Raw genomic sequence first — 16,951 nt, forward strand, 5'->3', positions numbered from 1 at the left:
GGGCCCCCGCCCTCGCGCGCCCCCGGGGCCTGTAATACCCCCGCTGGGGGGGGGGCCACACCCCCCCCCCCGCCCCCGCGGCGATGCCCGGACTCGTTGTGCGCCCGCACCGCCCGTATCGGCACCGACAGCCAGTAGACGGCTGAACCCGGTGCACTGCTGCAGTTGCTACGCGACTGGCTGGCCGCCGACCGAACCGCCCGCACCAGCCTGGACACCTTCGCTGAGGCACCGTTCACCTCGGGTCGCCTGGGTGAGGACCTGATCGGGTTCACCTATCTGCTCGGCCATTTCGACCAACCCTCACGAATCGACCGGAGTTGAAAAGTGCTTGCCCGGCGCCGGGACTCGCCTCGAGGATATGACCACCGGTACGAGCAGAAGGACTCCATGGCCATACGACGTGATCTCGACGGGGCCCGGCACCTCGTTCGTCCGCAATCGTTGGTGCAGCGTGTCTGGTCACCCGAGCGCCGGTTCCACATCGGCGACATCGCCTGGGGCTGGCATTCGATTCCCGGTGCGCAACAGGCATTCCGCATGTCGTTGTGGGAGGAGGGCGGCGTAATCGTCGCCTGGGCTTGGATCGAATTACCTGGTCACCTCGAGATGCTCGTCGACCCGGCCGCCACCGAGCTGCTGCCGCAACTGCTCGACTGGTTCGAGATCGCCGCGGCGGGTTCCATGCTGTCGTGCCTGGTGATGGAGACCGACCGCCACGAACGCGCGGCATTGTCCCGCCGCGGCTACACCCCGCTCGAGAACGGGCCGTTCTTCCGCCGTCACGTCCACGACCTGGTCGAGCTACCGGAGCCGCGACTGCCGGGCGGGTTCGCGATCACCACTATCGCCACTGACAACGCCGAGCAGCGGGCCGCGGTCCACCGTGCCGGATGGTCGGACTTCGGGTCCCGGGTCACCACCGACAGCTATCGAAACATCATGGCCACCTACCCCTACCGTGAGCAGACAGACCTGGTCGTCGTCGCGCCCGACGGCCGGTGGGTGGCGTCGGCGCTCGGCTGGTACGACGAGGTCAACCGGGTCGGGCTGGTCGAGCCGGTCTCCTGCTCTCCCGCATTCCGCGGCAAGGGCCTGGCCAAGGCGGTCAATATCGCTCTGCTGCATGCATTCCGGTCCCTCGGCGCTACTCACGCGGTGATCCTGCCCCGCGGCGACCGCGCCTATCCGGCACCCGCACGCCTATACCGGGCCATCGGCTACCAACCGGGTCCGCGCACATTGCTCTACACACGGCACTGACGCCCAGCCGACATCGCCGTGGAATTCGCATACAACCCGCATGAGGCACTTTCGCTCACCCTCGGCCACCCGGACAGTCCGGTGCAGAGGTTTTCTCCACTACTCGGGAGAGATCAGCAGACCGTCTCGCGTCGCCCGCACGGTCACACCCGGCATCGGCTGCCCGCGATCAATAAACGATGCGGCCCACCCATCCGGGCCATCCGCCCAGTGCAACAACCAGGTCCCGGGATGCCTCGTGTCTACGGCAACACCCGGCGAGCGCTGCGCGTCGTGAAACGTGTAGCCCGGAAACGCTGCCCACACTGCCCGCAACACCTCCCCCGCCTGGTCCGCGGTCACCCGCCGATCCAACCCCGCGAGGAATGCGGCCTGCCCAACATTCGTGTGCTGCGCCGCCCTCCGCAGCTCGTTCCACACCGCAATCACATGATCCGGATCCAGGTCTGGCCATGCCGCGCCAACCGCCGCTGCGAACGTGCGCTCCGCCGTCCGCAGCGCGTACTCCGCCGCCTCATACGCGCGGGATGCCAGCAAGGCGTGTTCGCTCAACCGGCGTTGCTCATCCATGGCGGCAAACCTAGACGATTGGGGCGAGCGTCAGGCTTCCACGTCCGCGGGGTCTCGCCAAGGCGCGGACGGTCCAGGCCATGACCGAGGCCAGCTTTCACCGATGTGGCAGGCGAGTTCCGGTGGCGGCTCGAGGCCGCCAACGGGCAGATCACCGCCCAACCCCAGGGGTACGCGAGCAAGGATTCGGCCAAGAAGGGCATCGCCTCGGTGCAGGCGAACGCCGCCGGGGCGACGAGGGCACCACCACCTGAATCCCGTCCACGAAGGCGGGCCGAAGCACGATGTCCCGGAACCGATCGGTTCCGGGACATCGTGGCTGTTCGGGGTGTCGGCGTTCGACAAGCGCGTCTCGGCGGGTGGTCGCTCGTAGCGACGATGGGGTGGGGCCCGGGGCTGTCCGAACGCCGACACCCCATTCAACAGGCCGGTCTCCGAAGTGATTCCGAGAGCGGGGTGTGATCCGGACCGCGACCACGCCACGGCCTTGCGGCCCGGACCGTGCCGGCGGCCTCCGGCAGCTCGCGGGGGACCGCCGGCACGGTGCGGGTGCGCCCGGTCCTGTTACAGGCCAGAACCCGGCAGGAACCCGCTACCGCGAAGGATCGGCCTCCCGGCAGCGAGACCGGGAGCGGGATATCCCTGCGATCGCAGTTCAAACACCCTGCGCGCGAAACAGTTCCGAATGTCCGTTTCAGCGATCCTCAGGGCCGCGAACGCGGGCGACGTGCCTGCGTGGCAACGGTGCTGGAGGGGGTGTCGTCTCTAAGATCGCTGCAGGCCGCTGTCTGGGGCGGCCTTCTGTGGAACGTGTCCCGCCCAGTTCTTCTCCCGGAGGCCGGGCGGGATGCCGCGCGGCGCGGGCCGCGCGCACCGTGGGACGCCGAGCGGAGTTCCGAGCCGGGCAGCGCCTGCGGGCTCCCTTGCCCAGAATGCCGAGCCCGGAAATTGTTCATACGCGTGGACGAGGGCCCCACCCCAGGTCTTCGGACAGGCGCACAGGGGGCGTGACCCTCGTATCGGCTCGGACACCGGGAAGGGCTTCCTCGCTGCGCCGATACCTCCATCGCACACCCATCGCCCCTCCGCACACCAGCGCGATAACTCGATCGTTGCCTAATAGACGTTGCGGCGTAGCCGCGCGAAGCTGATGCGCCGCCGTGCCCGCGCGAGCGTGTGATCAGGTGAGTGCGGCAGTCGCCCCGGTGGGCCCGCCCGGATCACCGGATGTGCGACCCGGGCAGGCATATAACCGGGACCGCGTTGCAGGCACGGCCCACTTAGAGGGTAGAAACCACCACCGCGACGGTGCGCGCGCCACACCGAACAACCAGCTGCCGACGCCTCAACCCGGCCCGAGGTGTAGCGGCCGGGCGTATCGGGAACCCTCAGAGGTTGCAGCCGCCCGGTGTGGTCGCCGCGCGGGGCGCGGAACCGTCGGCGTGCCTGCTGCCGGCGAGCAAGCGGGCCCGACTGCGCCCCTGCGGGTTTCGATTCGGTGGACGGTTTCGGTCTACGGCGAGCGGGTGATTCGTTTCCCGCGTGTCGTCCAGCCGCAGAGGTGAGCCGGACCCTGACAGCCCATTTCGCATTTCTCCGGCGCACCGCGGTTTTCGGCTCGGTCCTAGCGTCAGCGGGTGGCGTCGGCTACCCACTTGTATCCGGTGGCACCGGTGTTCACGCAGATGACGGGTTTGCCGGTGCGTACGTCGTAGGTCTGGTGCATCGCTTCGCTGCGCGGGCACGAGGTGTTCACGATCGGTGTCGCAGACGCGGCCGCGGGCCCGGCCAGCCCGATGACCGTCGCGACAGCGCCGGCGATCAGTGCGGTGCTGGTGAGTGCCTTCATCGTGTTCTCCTCTGGTCGTGTGTTGTGACCAGGGTGCGGGTGCGGCGTTAACGATCTCTTGGCATCGCCTTGTGAACGAGCGCCAGGGTGTCCAGTGGCTGGGTTACACCCAAGATCCGAACTTCGCCTTTCTCGGAACAGGAAATGCACTCCCGGTCCAGGCCGCGAACAGGGGAAAATTGCCGCAGTCGGGCAGCGCGTATTGTCATGGTCGCCAGGCGTGTCCACACAGCAGGGGGTACACGATGAGCGAGTCGCCCGTGCCCGTCCCGCACGAGCTGCGTTACCGCGACGGCGACTATGTCCCTGAACGAGTCCGCCGCCGTGACGCCCGACCGACGTTGCGGCAGATTCGCCGTATTACCCGCCCACTGCGGGTCCTGCACACCGTGTGGTTCGCGATCCGGCTTCCGCACGGGGTCGGTGTGCTGACCACCACCGGCCGTGTCACGGGGAGGGCGCGCACCACCTACGTCAAGGCCGCCCAGCTCGGGGACCAGGCGTATCTGGTCTCGATCCGTGGCGAGCACGCGTTGTGGCTCAAGAACATTCGCGCACACCCCTCGGTCACCCTGCGCCTGCGCAGCGGTACCTACACCGGCGCCGTTCGCGACCTGCGGACCCCGGACGAACGCGCCGCCGCTGCCGCTGCGCTGTGCACGCGGGTGCGCCCCTTCGACTATGCGGAGAATCTGTTTCACCGCCGTGGCATGCCCACCGCTGCCAAGATCCGCGAACTGCATAGCGCCTGGTTCGAGGGCGGCACCCCGCTGGCCGTCGACCTTCACCGCGCATCGGATACGCGTGAGCGCCCCGTGCCCGAGTAGATTGCCGTGATCGAGCGGGGCTTGCACTCCAAAGCCTGCGGTGATCGTGTTGTTTCGTTGTTTCACAGGGGGTTTGATGGCCGGCTATGCCGACCGCACGCGTGGCGCAGATGGCGAGTCGTTGCGACGAGCGCCTCTCGGGGGGTGGTCGCTCGTAGCGACCATGGAGTGGGGACCGATCGCGCGATAGCGCCCAACTCAACTTCCGTTAACACGTGCCCGCGCCCCGACAATTCGGGTCGGATGCCCGATACCGTTGTGCCGGAATCGTTTCTACGCTGGTTCCCATGAAGAGAATCGTCGGCATTGTCGCGGCCGTGGCCGCACTCGCCCTGACCACCGCCTGTCAGGACGATGTGACGAGCCAGCCGCAGCCGTCCGCGCCGGGCTCGACCGTGGCCACCCAACCCGGTGGGTCCGCACCCGGCGGTTCCGGGTCGGGGGGCGGTGGGTCCGAACCGGGTACCACTTCCCCCGCCGGGAACAAGGCGCCCGCCACCGCCGGGCACGGCCTGTGCCTGGATGTGAACTCCGGGGTGGTCAATGCCGCGCTGCAGAAGCTCGGGCCGGGAGTCGGCGGCGAGAACTACACCGTGGAGAGCGGTACCGATGCCGCGCTCGGTGAGTGCCCGGATCTGCTGTGGGCGTTGGCCGGAACACCGCGCGGGACCGCCAGCTCGCCGTGGCACGTTCTGCTGTTCAACCACGACGGCTACCTGGGGACCGCCACCAAGAAGGCGACCTCGTACACCTCGGTGGTCGGCTCCGGCGATCGCACCGTCCAGGTGCAGTACCGCTGGCTCACCGGCGACGACGCCAACTGCTGTCCGTCCGGCGGACCGACGGTCATCACCCTCACGCTGGGCTCGGACGGCCGGACCATCACCCCGGATCAGGACTTCCCGGCCGAGGTGACCGCGCCGCGCTAGCGACCGCCGCGCAGCCGAATGGTTCGGCCCGGCAGCATGATCGACGACAGCACCCGGATGGGGCATGCATCCGGGTGCTGTTCCGTGTCCCGGGCCGCTCACAGGGCCACGGATCTACACCACACGCTCGCCACCATCGAAGCCATCGACCCCGCCGGACGAGTCACGCCCGGGCAGATACGCCACCGACCGCCGTGGATGCCAAAATGCTCACCACCGCAGCGCAATTCGCCGATGGTTCGCGCAGGCGGTCGGCTAACCAATCGCGACACCAGTCTGGGTCTGAGGTCGGGTGCGCGAAGGCTACTTTCCAGTCACCTGACACGCGCGGGATCGGACACACTGACATCGCGTGCCGAACAGCACCGATTTCCCGGCGTTGACGGGGGAGTTCGTTCTAGCCTGTGCGCGGGTGCCACATGATCATCGAACCCTCACACGGCGGATTCGCCGGGCGAACGGCTACCGCCGGGCGTGCGATGGTCGGCAGGTATTCCCGGGTCGCCCCGCCCAATGGTGGTCCCGGGGAGGCCGGCCTGCAACCGGCCCCCGCGGTTAACCCTGTCGGCGGGCGCGAGGACAGAACAGGCAGAACGCTCGACCCTCGCGTCCGTCGACGGCATGTCCAGCATTTCACGTATGCCCCGTCAGATCTGCGGATATCGGGGCTGTCCACCCACCTTGGGGGTTTGCGCGATGACGGCAGTGAACACCACCGGCGCGGGCCGGTTACTGATCGAGATCCTGGACCGCTACGACACTCTCGACGAATTCTTGGCCCACATCCGGGCGGGCGTCGACGCGCCCACTGATCAGTTGCCGCAGGTGTATTCCGACCGTTGGGGTTGAACAGTCAACGGACCAGGTGTGCCAGCATCGATGACCGCTCAGGCGGGTGACCGCGTCTTACCGGCCGCGTTGAAGCTCGGCCCGCATCGCTTCGTGCAGTCTCTGGCGCAACGCCACGCCGCAGCTGTACAGCTCCCGGTTGCGTTCCTCTGCAGCCTGGGCGAGATCCCACAGCCCCCTCTGGCATTGGGCGTGCGGCATCGTGGGGTACATGAGCGAATTGGTGGAACGTGTCGATGAGCATGACCGAGTTCTCGGTGTCGTCGACCGGGACATGGCCATTCGGGCCAGATGGTTGCATCGGGTCGCGACCGTGGTGTGCCGTGATGGTGAGGGGCGAGTGTTCGTGCATCGGCGCCCCGAGGGCAGTGCGCGGTTCCCTGGCTATTACAACTGGTTGATAGGCGGCGCGGTGGCTGTCGGTGAGTCATATGAGGAAGCAGCCAGCCGCGAGTTGATCGAGGAACTCCGGGTCGTGGGCCGGGCGCGGTTCGTCCTCAAGTTCCTGTGCCAGGGGACGATCGCACCGTATTGGCTGGGTGTTCATGAGGCTGTCATCGATCGGGAGGTTGCTCCGGATCCGACGGAGATCGGTTGGTATGGCTGGCTTTCGGAGGCTGATCTGCGGGAAGCGATGCGGCAGTGGCCCTTCGTGCCCGACAGCATCGAGGCTTTCGGCAAATATGCGGCTGGTTGAAAGGCAAGCTCGACGGTTCATTCGCTGTGAGTTGTCGCCGTTTCCAGCCAGTGGGTGAACGGAACCTCGGGGCGGTCTGGTAGCGGCCGACCAAGCTAGCCGCCGACGCGGGTTGCGTCATCAGCGATCGAATTGGCCGTCCGCTACGCCCTTCGTGAAGGCATCCCATTCGTCGGCCTCGTACGCCAAAATGGTTCCGGGGCACGCGATTACGGCGCTGCCCTCGACACTCACGGTGATCCGCGCGCTGCCCACCACCCCGGATTCGCCACTCAGTACAAGCCCGAGCAGGTCGGGCCACAGCGCGGGCGGAATCGACACGATCGGCTGATCGCCGGCGGGTCCGGTGTACTTGCTGTCGCGAATGCGCACGGCGTCGCTGTGGTGAGCGACCTCTACGCAGGTCTGGTCTCCGCCGCTGAATGTGGACTTGAAGAAGTTGGTGCGCACGGTTTTACCCTACCCATTGCCCGCCACTCGATTGATTACGTCGAGGGACCGCTTCGGGTCGAGCGCGATCGCGTGGATCTGGTTGAAGAGGTAGTCGAGGGCGGTGACGCGCTTGGGATCTTCGGCGATCTCGCCATAGGCGGCGGACTCCACCCAGCCGATGGTGGGGAGCCTCGAGCTCTGGAAGTCGAGCAGGTGGAATGTCGCGGAGTTGAGACTCGCGATCGCGCCGCCCGCCGAAAAGGGAATCACGCGTATGTCCAACGTATCGGGATGCTTCTCGGCGAGCGCGATGACGTGCCGCAACTGTCGGCGTTGCACGTCGGCACTTCCGACCTGGTACATCAGCGCGGCTTCGCCCATCACCACTGAGAGCTGCAGAGCATCGGGACCATCGAGCCGTCGCTGCCGCCGCAGGCGCGCATTGACTCGCTGCTCGACCTCCGTCGGGCGGCCGGTTGTCACCCTGGCCTTCATGAGAACGCGGATGTAGTCCTCGGTTTGGAGTAGACCGGGGATGACGCCGTTCTCGAAGCTTCGGATGCTTTGCGCGCCGGCTTCCAGGCCGTAGAACCGCATCAAATGTTCGTTGAACAGTGCCGAGTACTCGGCAAAAGGACTGCGCCCCTTCGCGATATCGCGAAGGGTAAGTAGCTCGGCCTGCTCGTCCCGATCGACTTCGAGCAGGTTGAACAGGATCTTGAGCTTGTCTTCGGCGAGCGTGCCCTTTCCCCGGGTGAGCGCGGACCAGTACTGCTGACTCACATCGAGGGTCTTCGCGATCAGGCTGGTCTTCACGCCGCGCTCATCGGCCCGAGTGCGGATTCTCAGCATCAACTCCCAGTTGGCGACCGTGGGCGACGCTTCAGTCATCTCGCTCCTTCCTCCTGGTCAGGCGCCAATACCGTACAACAACGCGGGCCTGCGTAGGAGTATCTCCACGCGTATTGCGTAGTTGTTACAACTAGGCGTACCGTGTGAATCGCGCCACATCGCTATCCGGCCACTTCGACCGGAATCCCGCAGCATCCCGTCTTCACCTGATGAAAGGTGATTCCCGATGGACCCGTTACCCCCCAAGCGTCTGGTCCTCGCCGCATGCCGGGGCGATGTGCCCCAGGATGATCCGCTACTCCGCTGGGTCGGCGAGCTGGCCGGGATCCATCGGCGGCTACTGGGTTGCGGGGAGTTCGTGCCCGTGGAGCTCGATCGGTTGCGTGCCGGACTGGTGCGCGACATCGATCTGTGGGTGGCCAGGCAACTGCCGCCGGCCCCGGGCGGTGCGCGTCTGCACACCGAAACTCTCGGGATGGTGATCGATCGCCTGGCGAGATTCAGCGCGTCCGCGCACGCGGCACTGGCCGGCACCGTCGACCTGGAGTTGTGGGATGCGTGGGAACGGTTGGCGGAGTTGGCCGTCGGCTATGAGGACCTCACCGACGAGGTGTCCTCCGGGCGGCGCAGACTGCCCTGCGCTCAATGAGAAGTCCTGAATTCCACACGTTCGGAGGGCGTGATGATCACAACGATATGGACATTCCTGATCGGCCTCGGTCTCGGCGGTGCGGCGGTGTGGGCGCTGTTGTCCGATGCCGTGGTGCATCCGCGTCCCTCTGCGCCGAGGGACGCGCGCTGGACCGTGAGCGGCATTGCGGCGCGGATCGAGCGCGAAAGACTCGAAGCGGCCCACCTGCCCGCCCTGCCGAGTCACCGATGACCCCCACGTCGGGTCACATGTTCGTCCACGCGGACGGACGGCTGGCCGAAATCCTCTGCAACGTAGAACTTGTGGCCCTGACCCCGCGTCGCGCCGAACAACTGCGCCGCATCCATCACGGGCACCGATCCGATTGCCGCGTCCTGGCCGCGGCCGTCGCGTATTTCACCTGATCGTTCGCTCACGACGCACGTCTGCGACGACCGCAAATGTGTCGGACCGGCGCCCTCGCGGAGCGAGCCAGCCGGGGCAGGTAAATCCCATAGGACACGCCCGCGCGGAAGGTCGAATAATCCCGTATGTCCGGGTATATACGGTGTGGTGATTCAAGGGGGTACCGGCTCGGCTTCGGCGGTCGCGGCGAAGCGGGGCCGGTCCGGACACGATGAGGGGAAACGATGGCAACCGATTACGACGCGCCCCGACGGACCGAGATCGAGGGCGAAGCCCAGAACTCGGTCGATGAACTGAAGTCTCGCCGTGAGGAAGCCGCGGCCGCGGTGGTCGATGTCGACGAGACCGATATCGCGGACCTGTTCGAGCTGCCCGGCGCGGATCTCTCCGACGAGGTCCTGGCGGTGCCCGTGGTCCCCAAACGGCCCGACGAGTTCACCTGCTCGAGCTGTTTTCTGGTCCACCACCGCAGCCGCCTGGCGAACGACGCCACGACGGAGTGCGCCGATTGCGCGGCATGATTCCAGCCTGAACCCCGCATGCCGCGCGCGACCGGACTACCCCCGCGCTTCCTGCTGCCGAGTGTGGTGAGAAGCGGCGGGGTTCCGCCGCCTCGGGTGAAGCCGCCGGTCTACTGCTGGAGTGCGCGAATCAGTTCGAGCCGGGTTCCTTTTCGATGGCGGCGCAGAACTCGACGATCCGCCTGACGGGTTCCGCGCTGTGGGTGCTGAGCCCGCCGTGTGCGGCGTGCGGGATCAGGACGTGCTTGCAGCCCGGGATACGTTGTGCGGCATCCCGTTCCGTTTCAGGCGGGAAGTACAGGTCGTGTTCGAAGGCGATGGACAGCGACGGGATATCGATCCGGGAGAGCTGATCGAGGTGGGACTCCCTGTCGCTGGTCCAATCGCGGGAGGCCGTCAATTGTCCTGTGAGCCCATCGATCCCGGTCCAACGGATGGTGTCGTCGGCGAGGACGGCGTGCCAGTCCCGCACCGCGTCGGGGTTCTGGAGCATCGTGCTGGGCAGCGTCGTCATGAGCAGCTCGAAGGTGCTCACCGAGGCCGGAAGGGTGCCGGTCGTCTCGATGAGCTCGAGCGCCATGTCGTCGGCGATCTCGACCAGTGGTGACGGATTCAAGCCGGCGACGAACACCACCGCCCGGAAGTTGTGCGGCCGGGCTGCGAGCAGTGCCTGCGCGGTGAACGCTCCGAGCGAGTAGCCGATGACGATCACGTCGCTGAGCAGATCGAGTTCGTCCAGGACCGCGGCTACGTCCGCCGCGAGATCGGAGACCGTGTACGGCGGCGGTGGCGCGGACGCCGGGGGGATGCCGCGCGCCGTGTGGGTGATGACTTCGAAGCCTGCCGCCACGAGTTCGGTGGTCAGCCCGGAGAGTTCCCACACGATCGAGGGCATCCCCATGCCGCCCAGCAGCAGGACCGGGGGTCCCGATCCGGTGCGGTCGACGCCCACCGTCACGCCGGTTCGTAGCTCTATCAGACGCACGGATTCCTCGAGGTAGTCGGACGGGCCGGAGTCCACCGCGCCCGTTGCGGCTCCAGTGGAAAGCGCTCTGCGCGTGCGGCTTTGTCCGCTGGCGTATGCGGCAGAAGTCTGGGTCGCATCGCAACTGTAGACATGTGTCCAGGAGGTCGTAAAGACATTCTGGCTCGATGCGGTATCTACAGTCAGCCCAGCGTGTTCGCGGCATCAGGTTCCGAGCGCATCGGCTTGCGTCCCGATCCCAGCCAGGCGGTCGTGGCCAGCGGCGTACCGGGCCGGTAGTGCTCGGCCAAATACTCGATCATGGTCCGCTCCTGCGCCGCCCACACCGCCGCCGGAGTCCGCGCGCGCGTGAGCCGCAGCGGGGCATTGCCGTAGGTCATCTTGTGCCAGAGCTGCTCGGCGCTGTCGTAGGTGAACTCCGCCGTATGCGCCTGGACCGACACCTCGGCGAAGCCCGCGGCGTGCAGTTCGGCCGCGAAGACCTCCGGGTTCTCCAGACTCGACGGATTGCGCCGCAGCGGCGGAAAATCCGGGATGCCCGCCTGGAACGCATCGAAAAGCAGTGTCATGAGCGAGGATTCATCACCCGGAGCCCAGCTCGACACCACCGCGATGCCGCCGGGGCGCAGCACGCGCGCGAGTTCGGCAAATCCTTTTGCGCGATCGGGGAAGAACATGAGGCCGAACAGGGAGAAGGCGGCGTCGAATTCCGCGTCGGCGTAGGGCAGCGCCTGACCGTCGCCGACCACGGCCTCGATATTGCCGTGCCCGGCCGCCGCCGCGTGCACGCGTAGCCGCTCGATCATCGAGGGCGAGAAGTCGATTGCCCGCACCGCGGCCACGCGTCCGGCGGCGGGAATGCTCAGCGTGCCGGGTCCGGCGGCGACGTCGACAACCCGCGCGCCGGGCGCCGGATTCGCGATGTCCAGCGCGTGCGCCGCGAACGGCAGCATGACCTCGGTGGTGACATCGTCGTAGCCCTCGGCTACCTCATCCCACGGCCCGGCGGCGGCGAGCGGACTTACGGACATCGGTCATCCTTTCGACCGCCCCAGCCTACGCACGGCGGGGACGGTCACGGAAACCTCAACGCCCGAGCAGGAATTCGGCATTCTCGTGGTCCTGGCCGGACTGGCAGTATTGGTCCGCGACGTTCTCGTCGACGAAGCGACAGCGTGTTCGGGTCCCGCTCGTAGGACCTTCCCCAGCATTTCCAGCCGCTTCGGACAACGAGCCCTGATCGGTAGTCACTCGACGTCGTATCGAGCGCCCGCGCCGCAGACGCCGCGGGTTCCGGAGCCTTCCCTGACCCCGGAACCGTTGCGGCCGATGATCTATCGCTTACGCTTCGGGTCCTCGTCGACTCCTTCGGTCTCGAACCGTTCCTTGCGCACGGTGCCTTCCACGGTCTGGCTGTCCTGTACCTCGTCGACCGCGAGGCGGACCCGCTCGACCGGCACCGCCTCCGTGGTCACCGTGACCCGGTCCTCGTGCAAGGTCACCTCGGTCTCCTGTTCGCCGAAATCCACGGCCGAGACCGCGTCGGCGTCTGTGATCGGCTCCCGTACGACGTGCACCTCTTCGTGGGTGGTGGGCACCGTGATGGTTTGCTCCTCCGTGACCACGTACTTGCGTAACTTGGCCGTGCCGGTCTCGGTGCGCTGCTTGTTCACCTCGAGGTGCTCCTCGGAACGCACGAGGCCCTCGTCGCTGACGCGCGGACGTCGTTGCTCGTCCGACCGCGCTTGCTGACCTGTCGGGTCCGCGAACGCGTTCCATCCCGCCCGCTGCGGGTCGACGTGGTAGTGCACGAACAGTTGCTGCTCCTCGTCGGCGGTGATGTCGTGGTCCATGGCGATATGCGGTGCGGACTTGACCTCATCCTTGGCGACCTGCACCTGGAGCTGGTCCGAACCCGCCTGGTGCCGCGCCCCGGCGAGTGGAACGAGGGAGTCGTCGTGGAAGAAGCCGGTGGACACCGCCGCCCACGTCGGCGCACCCGAGACGTTGTCGATGTAGATCTGCTTCACCTTGCCGATCTTGTCGCCACCTCGGTCGTACACGGAATTACCGATGATCTCGTCGAGCAACCCGGTCATGATTCCTCCTCGATCGTCGAATTCGATTGGCCCGCCGGTTCGCGGGCTGTAACTCGGAAGGAGAGAATGCGATTTGAGCTGTCGGTCCGGCTTCGCGTCAGCAAAGCCAGCGACATTCCGGCAACTACCCGGGTATCAAGCGAACAAACGTCGAGGCATGGGCTGGTGTTGTATGGCGGGTCCGGGAATCTCGGCATCAACTGGCGTTCTGCGGTGAAGGTAACTATTGGATCGAGGCTCTGGAATGCCTCCACCGGCGACCTGGACACAGGACCGCAGGGCTTGAATATGTCACTGCAAAGCCGGGTCGACCTCGAACGCCCATTGTTGCTCGTCTCCGCCGGAGTGTGGCTGCAACGACACCGTCAACGGCTGGTCGGATTCCGAGCGGTGGGCGGTCCAGAACAGGCCCTGGGAGGGCGATTTGATCACATACAGGCCGTGACCGCTCGGTTCGATCGACCATGTGGCCGTGGCCGGGTTGAATTCTTTGTGACACGCGACGTCGTCGGTTCCTTGCCCTGCCGCCAAGGAGCTCAAGGCTTCGTTCTTGATGGTGTAGCCGTCGTCGAACGCGCAGATCTGCCACTGCTGGAACAGTTGCCCGAATTCGGTGTCGAGGGTGATCCAGGAGGGGTCCGCCGCCGGGTCCGCGGGGAAGCTCTTCGCCCACGGCCGCTCACCGGCATTGTTCGTGATCTTGACGGGTGTGTCGATGGGAATGGACATCCGAACACTCCTTCGACCAGGTGTGGGGTGATGTCGCAGGACTCCGGGAGCCAGTCGCAACGGCCCCGCGCGAGTCCGGCGTTACACGGCGTGGCGCTGTCGGGGAGGCGATACCCGAGGATCGATCGAGGAAACCGTTCGTTGTTCTCATTTGTTGAGCGGCTCGGCCGGCCCTCACCACGTCGGCTAACGTCTCTGCCACTTCGCTGTCGTGGAGCAGGTGGCCGGGCAGGTGCTGCATCTGCATCGCCTGCGCCCAGCGGGTGCAGTTCCGAGGCCGCATCCTCCACCAGCATTACCGCCCGGCGTGTCGATAGGACGTTCACAACGTCGCGTGAGCCAGGATGTGTCGACTGTTACCCGCTTGACCGCTGCGAACCGTTGAAGCTCGTGGCCGGCTTTCGTCGCGCCTCACGCTCATCGCCCGGGAGCGGGCGTGGTGGTGTGTTCTTCCCCGATTTCATGTGGATCAAAGGAGACGGAACCGGTGCGCAAGGGTTGGGGCGGCGTGCTCGTGGCGGGGCTGATGGCGACGTCGGTCGCTGCGGCGCGTCCGGCGGCGGCGGACGAATGGTGGCCGTGGTCGGGCATCCTGCCCGAGGAGATCAGTTGTGCCGCACTTAGTTTGCCGGGGCGGGCCGGTGCGTGGCCGCTGCCGCTGTACAGCCCGGACGTGGGTATCGGCCTGCTGACGATGCCTCCGGTCCCGCCGGACGTCGCCGCGCGGCTACCCAATCGGATCGAACTGCGCACCGACAAGGGCGGATTCAACGAGGTGTGGCAGTACGCGCTGTTGGACAACAACCTGTACATCAAGGCCGTCGCGGGGGAGTCGGGCTGGCGCGTTCCGCCGGTGCCCAACTGCCTGCGCGGACAGATCACCGGTATCTCGGTGGACGGCAGCCGATTGATGGCCACCGGGCCCGAAGGCTGGATCTACACCCTGGAATCGGCCGACTGGACACCGGAACTGTGGTGGTGGACAAAGCGATTCGGCGCGCCGATCTGGCTTGATCCCACCGGGACGCGGGTGCGACCGGGCTCGCAGGCCTGGAGCCTGTCCTGGTTGAACCCGCGGTACGTTCAGGTGCTGCCGTTCCGGCACGACGGACGCTGGACAGACGCGTCCGGACACGAGGTCCCGGTGGGCGGGGCGGGCGTCACCACGGTGTACGTGCTCTCACCCGAAGGTAATCGGATCGCCATCCTGGACCCGTGGCTGCCCGCCAGTGACCCGCTGCATCCCGAGATCAGCGAACTGGCCGACGATTACAGCTACGAACTCCCCGGCCCGTTGAACGGACGATTTCGGGCGGTCAATCTCAGCTCGTCGGGTTCGACCACCTTCGTCATCAACGAGTACGGCGACATGTTCACGCGCCTGTGGGATTTCGATATCTCGGGCGCGGACACCCTGTTCTTCTCGTACTCCTACGAGGATCAATCGGCGTTCGACTCCGCGCCGAACAACTTCGAGCACGAGTTCTCGCGGTTCCCGCAGTTGCGTCCCCCGTTCAACCGCTACGCCGATATCCAACTCCCGGCACCGGATTGGATCGCGCAACCCAAGATCTCGGGCGAGATCACCTCGACCATCAGCATCCACCAGACCGGAGCCCGCTCGCACGAACGCGAACTGCGCGTGGAGGGCCGTGATGATGGGGGCCGTACCGGCTTCTGGCACAAGCCCATCGACCCGAACGCCGACTGGGCTTTCACCATCACCGACCAACCGCAGCAGGCCGACACCCTGGACAACCGCCCCGGCGACACCTCCCACCTGACGATGAGCCCGCCCACCGGAGTCCACTACAGCTACCGCGATGCCGAAGGCTGGACCGTGGAAACCCGCGATTTCGACTACGCCGGAGACCGAATCACCCTGCGCCTGTGTGACGCCGGCGGGGCGTGCACCGATGTCGCCGGGCACCTTGCCAGCGACACCCGCATGGGCTGGCAGCGCGAAGGACTGAGCGACATGCCGCGTAAGTATCACGGCATCGTGAGCGTCACCGCCGAGGAGATGACCTCGCTCGAACAACGATCCCCACGCCTGCACACACTCGTCGATCGGCTCATCGGGGAAGGACGGATGCGCAATATCACTGCCGAGGCATCGATTTCGAGCCTCACCCTGCGCACCAGCGAGGGCCAGGAGATGGCTATGACCCGGACCGGATAGTCCCGGGCGAGATCCTGCAGCGCGGGGCGACGTTGCCTGTCTCGACCACGGGAAGGTCGGCGATTTCGCTCCAGACGATTTTGCCGGCGGATCCGGTCCGCTCGACGCCCCAGCGGTGGCTGAGCGCGTCCACGAGCAGCATTCCGCGGCCGCCGACAACCGTGCGGTCGCGTACGCCGAGCCGGGGCTGCTCCGCGCTCAGATCCTCCACGGCGATCCTGAGTTCGGTATCGGACCGGGTGAGCGAGACCCGAAATACGCTCTGGGCGTGGGCGACAGCGTTGGCCGCGAGTTCGGACACCACGAGGGCGGCATCGTCGAGAACCTGATCGGTTCGTCCCCAGGCCCGGAGCCGTTCGGTGACGAAACCGCGCGCGGCCGACTCCGCGGTCGGCACCGGAAGGTAGATCGCGGTGTCTTCCGTCAGTGCTGGCACCTCCTCCCCGGATCCGTCGGACACGTAGCTGCGCGGGGCGATGACCTGTGAGTGCTGACCGCATACCGGTTGTATGAGGGCGAGATCGCCGGAGCCGGTGAGGATCTCACTCGGGTAGGCGCAGTAGAGGCTGAACCGATGGGTGCCGGCGAGACTGTTCCAGAGCGCTTCGAGCGCAACGGCTTCGGCGGCTCGATTCTCGGCCCACAACAGGGCCACCATCTCTCCGAAGGCGAGCACCGGTCGCCCGCCGGCGCGCAGTGCGCCGATTCTCTCGCCGATCACCTCGCGAAACTTCGCCTCGTTCGGGACGCCGTTCACGATCAGTTGCGCCAGGGTGTCGGCGGCGTCCAAACACAGCACACGGCCGGCGGCAGTCGCGGCCGGTAGGTCGATTCCACGTTCGCGAAGCAGTTGCGCGAGAGCGGCTCGATGGGGTGGTGTCGCCACGATCACCACCGCCGCGTCGCCGGCCAGTCCGTCGGCCAGGAAGGAGCCGACGTCCTCGATGAGATCCTGCTCGCCGTCGTAGACGTTCACCACGTGGTCGTGTGGTTCGAGTGCGCGGTCGACGAGCTCCATATGGCGACAGTACCCCGGGCCGGGACTGTGATTCACTCAGAAATTGGCGCGCGGGTTCAGACCTGGCCGAAGGAACTACGAGTCGGAGAACT

At 66.5% G+C, this 16,951-nt stretch carries 21 protein-coding genes; 12 read left to right on the forward strand and 9 right to left on the reverse strand.

All coding sequences use genetic code 11. From position 1 onward, the window contains the following. Nucleotides 1–165 precede the first annotated feature (165 nt). Nucleotides 166–324, forward strand: a complete 159-nt coding sequence (locus ACWIGI_RS38605; protein WP_454208577.1) for a hypothetical protein — start codon at nucleotides 166–168, stop codon at nucleotides 322–324. Between the two features lie 66 nt (nucleotides 325–390). Continuing rightward, on the forward strand, nucleotides 391–1,263 hold the full coding sequence (locus ACWIGI_RS38610) for a GNAT family N-acetyltransferase (protein ID WP_454208578.1): 873 nt from the start codon (nucleotides 391–393) through the stop codon (nucleotides 1,261–1,263). Between the two features lie 99 nt (nucleotides 1,264–1,362). Here ACWIGI_RS38610 and ACWIGI_RS38615 read toward each other — a convergent pair whose 3' ends face one another. Further along, on the reverse strand, nucleotides 1,363–1,833 hold the full coding sequence (locus tag ACWIGI_RS38615) for a hypothetical protein (RefSeq protein ID WP_454208579.1): 471 nt from the start codon (nucleotides 1,831–1,833) through the stop codon (nucleotides 1,363–1,365). Nucleotides 1,834–1,938: 105 nt separating this feature from the next. Between ACWIGI_RS38615 and ACWIGI_RS38620 the strand changes: the two genes are divergently transcribed. Continuing rightward, nucleotides 1,939–2,295: a YegP family protein gene (locus tag ACWIGI_RS38620; RefSeq protein ID WP_454208580.1), complete on the forward strand. Its 357-nt coding sequence runs from the start codon at nucleotides 1,939–1,941 to the stop codon at nucleotides 2,293–2,295. Between the two features lie 1,168 nt (nucleotides 2,296–3,463). On the opposite strand, the gene ACWIGI_RS38625 is transcribed toward ACWIGI_RS38620, so the two are convergent. Next, a complete protein-coding gene (locus ACWIGI_RS38625; RefSeq protein WP_454208582.1) occupies nucleotides 3,464–3,682 on the reverse strand; it encodes a hypothetical protein in 219 nt (72 codons plus the stop codon). A gap of 245 nt (nucleotides 3,683–3,927) precedes the next feature. Here ACWIGI_RS38625 and ACWIGI_RS38630 point away from each other — a divergent pair, with 245 nt between their 5' ends. From ACWIGI_RS38630 to ACWIGI_RS38645, 4 genes are all read left to right on the forward strand, one after another. Further along, entirely contained in the window at nucleotides 3,928–4,509 is a 582-nt protein-coding gene (locus tag ACWIGI_RS38630; RefSeq protein ID WP_454208583.1) for a nitroreductase family deazaflavin-dependent oxidoreductase, read from the forward strand. Nucleotides 4,510–4,796: 287 nt separating this feature from the next. Next, entirely contained in the window at nucleotides 4,797–5,438 is a 642-nt protein-coding gene (locus ACWIGI_RS38635; protein ID WP_454208584.1) for an LppP/LprE family lipoprotein, read from the forward strand. Nucleotides 5,439–6,134: 696 nt separating this feature from the next. After that, nucleotides 6,135–6,287, forward strand: a complete 153-nt coding sequence (locus ACWIGI_RS38640; RefSeq protein WP_454208585.1) for a hypothetical protein — start codon at nucleotides 6,135–6,137, stop codon at nucleotides 6,285–6,287. Between the two features lie 211 nt (nucleotides 6,288–6,498). Beyond that, the gene (locus ACWIGI_RS38645; RefSeq protein ID WP_454208586.1) at nucleotides 6,499–6,984 is read left to right on the forward strand and encodes an NUDIX hydrolase; all 486 of its coding nucleotides are present in this window, start codon (nucleotides 6,499–6,501) and stop codon (nucleotides 6,982–6,984) included. Nucleotides 6,985–7,104: 120 nt separating this feature from the next. Here ACWIGI_RS38645 and ACWIGI_RS38650 read toward each other — a convergent pair whose 3' ends face one another. Both ACWIGI_RS38650 and ACWIGI_RS38655 read right to left on the reverse strand, forming a co-directional pair. Beyond that, nucleotides 7,105–7,434: a DUF397 domain-containing protein gene (locus tag ACWIGI_RS38650; protein WP_454208587.1), complete on the reverse strand. Its 330-nt coding sequence runs from the start codon at nucleotides 7,432–7,434 to the stop codon at nucleotides 7,105–7,107. A gap of 9 nt (nucleotides 7,435–7,443) precedes the next feature. After that, nucleotides 7,444–8,307: a helix-turn-helix domain-containing protein gene (locus ACWIGI_RS38655; RefSeq protein WP_454208588.1), complete on the reverse strand. Its 864-nt coding sequence runs from the start codon at nucleotides 8,305–8,307 to the stop codon at nucleotides 7,444–7,446. Nucleotides 8,308–8,494: 187 nt separating this feature from the next. On the opposite strand from ACWIGI_RS38655, the gene ACWIGI_RS38660 reads away from it, so the two are divergent. The 4 genes from ACWIGI_RS38660 (at nucleotide 8,495) to ACWIGI_RS38675 (ending at nucleotide 9,846) form a co-directional block, all read left to right on the forward strand. Continuing rightward, complete coding sequence (locus ACWIGI_RS38660) at nucleotides 8,495–8,917, forward strand: DUF4254 domain-containing protein (RefSeq protein WP_454208589.1); 423 nt, start codon at nucleotides 8,495–8,497, stop codon at nucleotides 8,915–8,917. 33 nt (nucleotides 8,918–8,950) lie between these two features. Next, the gene (locus tag ACWIGI_RS38665; RefSeq protein ID WP_454208590.1) at nucleotides 8,951–9,151 is read left to right on the forward strand and encodes a hypothetical protein; all 201 of its coding nucleotides are present in this window, start codon (nucleotides 8,951–8,953) and stop codon (nucleotides 9,149–9,151) included. Continuing rightward, nucleotides 9,148–9,324, forward strand: a complete 177-nt coding sequence (locus ACWIGI_RS38670; RefSeq protein WP_454208591.1) for a hypothetical protein — start codon at nucleotides 9,148–9,150, stop codon at nucleotides 9,322–9,324. The genes ACWIGI_RS38665 and ACWIGI_RS38670 overlap by 4 nt, the downstream gene beginning before the upstream one ends. 225 nt (nucleotides 9,325–9,549) lie before the next feature. After that, nucleotides 9,550–9,846 (forward strand): DUF4193 domain-containing protein, encoded by a 297-nt coding sequence (locus tag ACWIGI_RS38675; RefSeq protein WP_454208592.1) that lies wholly within the window; start codon nucleotides 9,550–9,552, stop codon nucleotides 9,844–9,846. 130 nt (nucleotides 9,847–9,976) lie between these two features. On the opposite strand, the gene ACWIGI_RS38680 is transcribed toward ACWIGI_RS38675, so the two are convergent. The 4 genes from ACWIGI_RS38680 to ACWIGI_RS38695 all read right to left on the reverse strand — a co-directional run bounded on the left by ACWIGI_RS38680 (nucleotide 9,977) and on the right by ACWIGI_RS38695 (nucleotide 13,659). Beyond that, complete coding sequence (locus ACWIGI_RS38680) at nucleotides 9,977–10,831, reverse strand: alpha/beta fold hydrolase (RefSeq protein WP_454208593.1); 855 nt, start codon at nucleotides 10,829–10,831, stop codon at nucleotides 9,977–9,979. A 182-nt stretch (nucleotides 10,832–11,013) separates the two neighbouring features. Next, a complete protein-coding gene (locus ACWIGI_RS38685) occupies nucleotides 11,014–11,862 on the reverse strand; it encodes a class I SAM-dependent methyltransferase (RefSeq protein WP_454208594.1) in 849 nt (282 codons plus the stop codon). 303 nt (nucleotides 11,863–12,165) lie between these two features. Further along, nucleotides 12,166–12,930, reverse strand: coding sequence for a PRC and DUF2382 domain-containing protein (locus ACWIGI_RS38690; protein WP_454208595.1), 765 nt, complete (start codon nucleotides 12,928–12,930; stop codon nucleotides 12,166–12,168). Between the two features lie 291 nt (nucleotides 12,931–13,221). After that, nucleotides 13,222–13,659: an RICIN domain-containing protein gene (locus tag ACWIGI_RS38695; protein WP_454208596.1), complete on the reverse strand. Its 438-nt coding sequence runs from the start codon at nucleotides 13,657–13,659 to the stop codon at nucleotides 13,222–13,224. 487 nt (nucleotides 13,660–14,146) lie between these two features. Here ACWIGI_RS38695 and ACWIGI_RS38700 point away from each other — a divergent pair, with 487 nt between their 5' ends. Further along, a complete protein-coding gene (locus ACWIGI_RS38700; protein WP_454208597.1) occupies nucleotides 14,147–15,841 on the forward strand; it encodes a hypothetical protein in 1,695 nt (564 codons plus the stop codon). Here the strand turns inward: ACWIGI_RS38700 and ACWIGI_RS38705 are convergent. Beyond that, nucleotides 15,822–16,859 carry an MEDS domain-containing protein gene (locus tag ACWIGI_RS38705; protein ID WP_454208598.1) on the reverse strand — a complete coding sequence of 346 codons (1,038 nt, stop codon included), beginning with the start codon at nucleotides 16,857–16,859 and terminating at the stop codon, nucleotides 15,822–15,824. The genes ACWIGI_RS38700 and ACWIGI_RS38705 overlap by 20 nt on opposite strands. Between the last annotated feature and the right edge of the window lie 92 nt (nucleotides 16,860–16,951).

Source organism: Nocardia sp. NPDC055321, assembly GCF_053645575.1.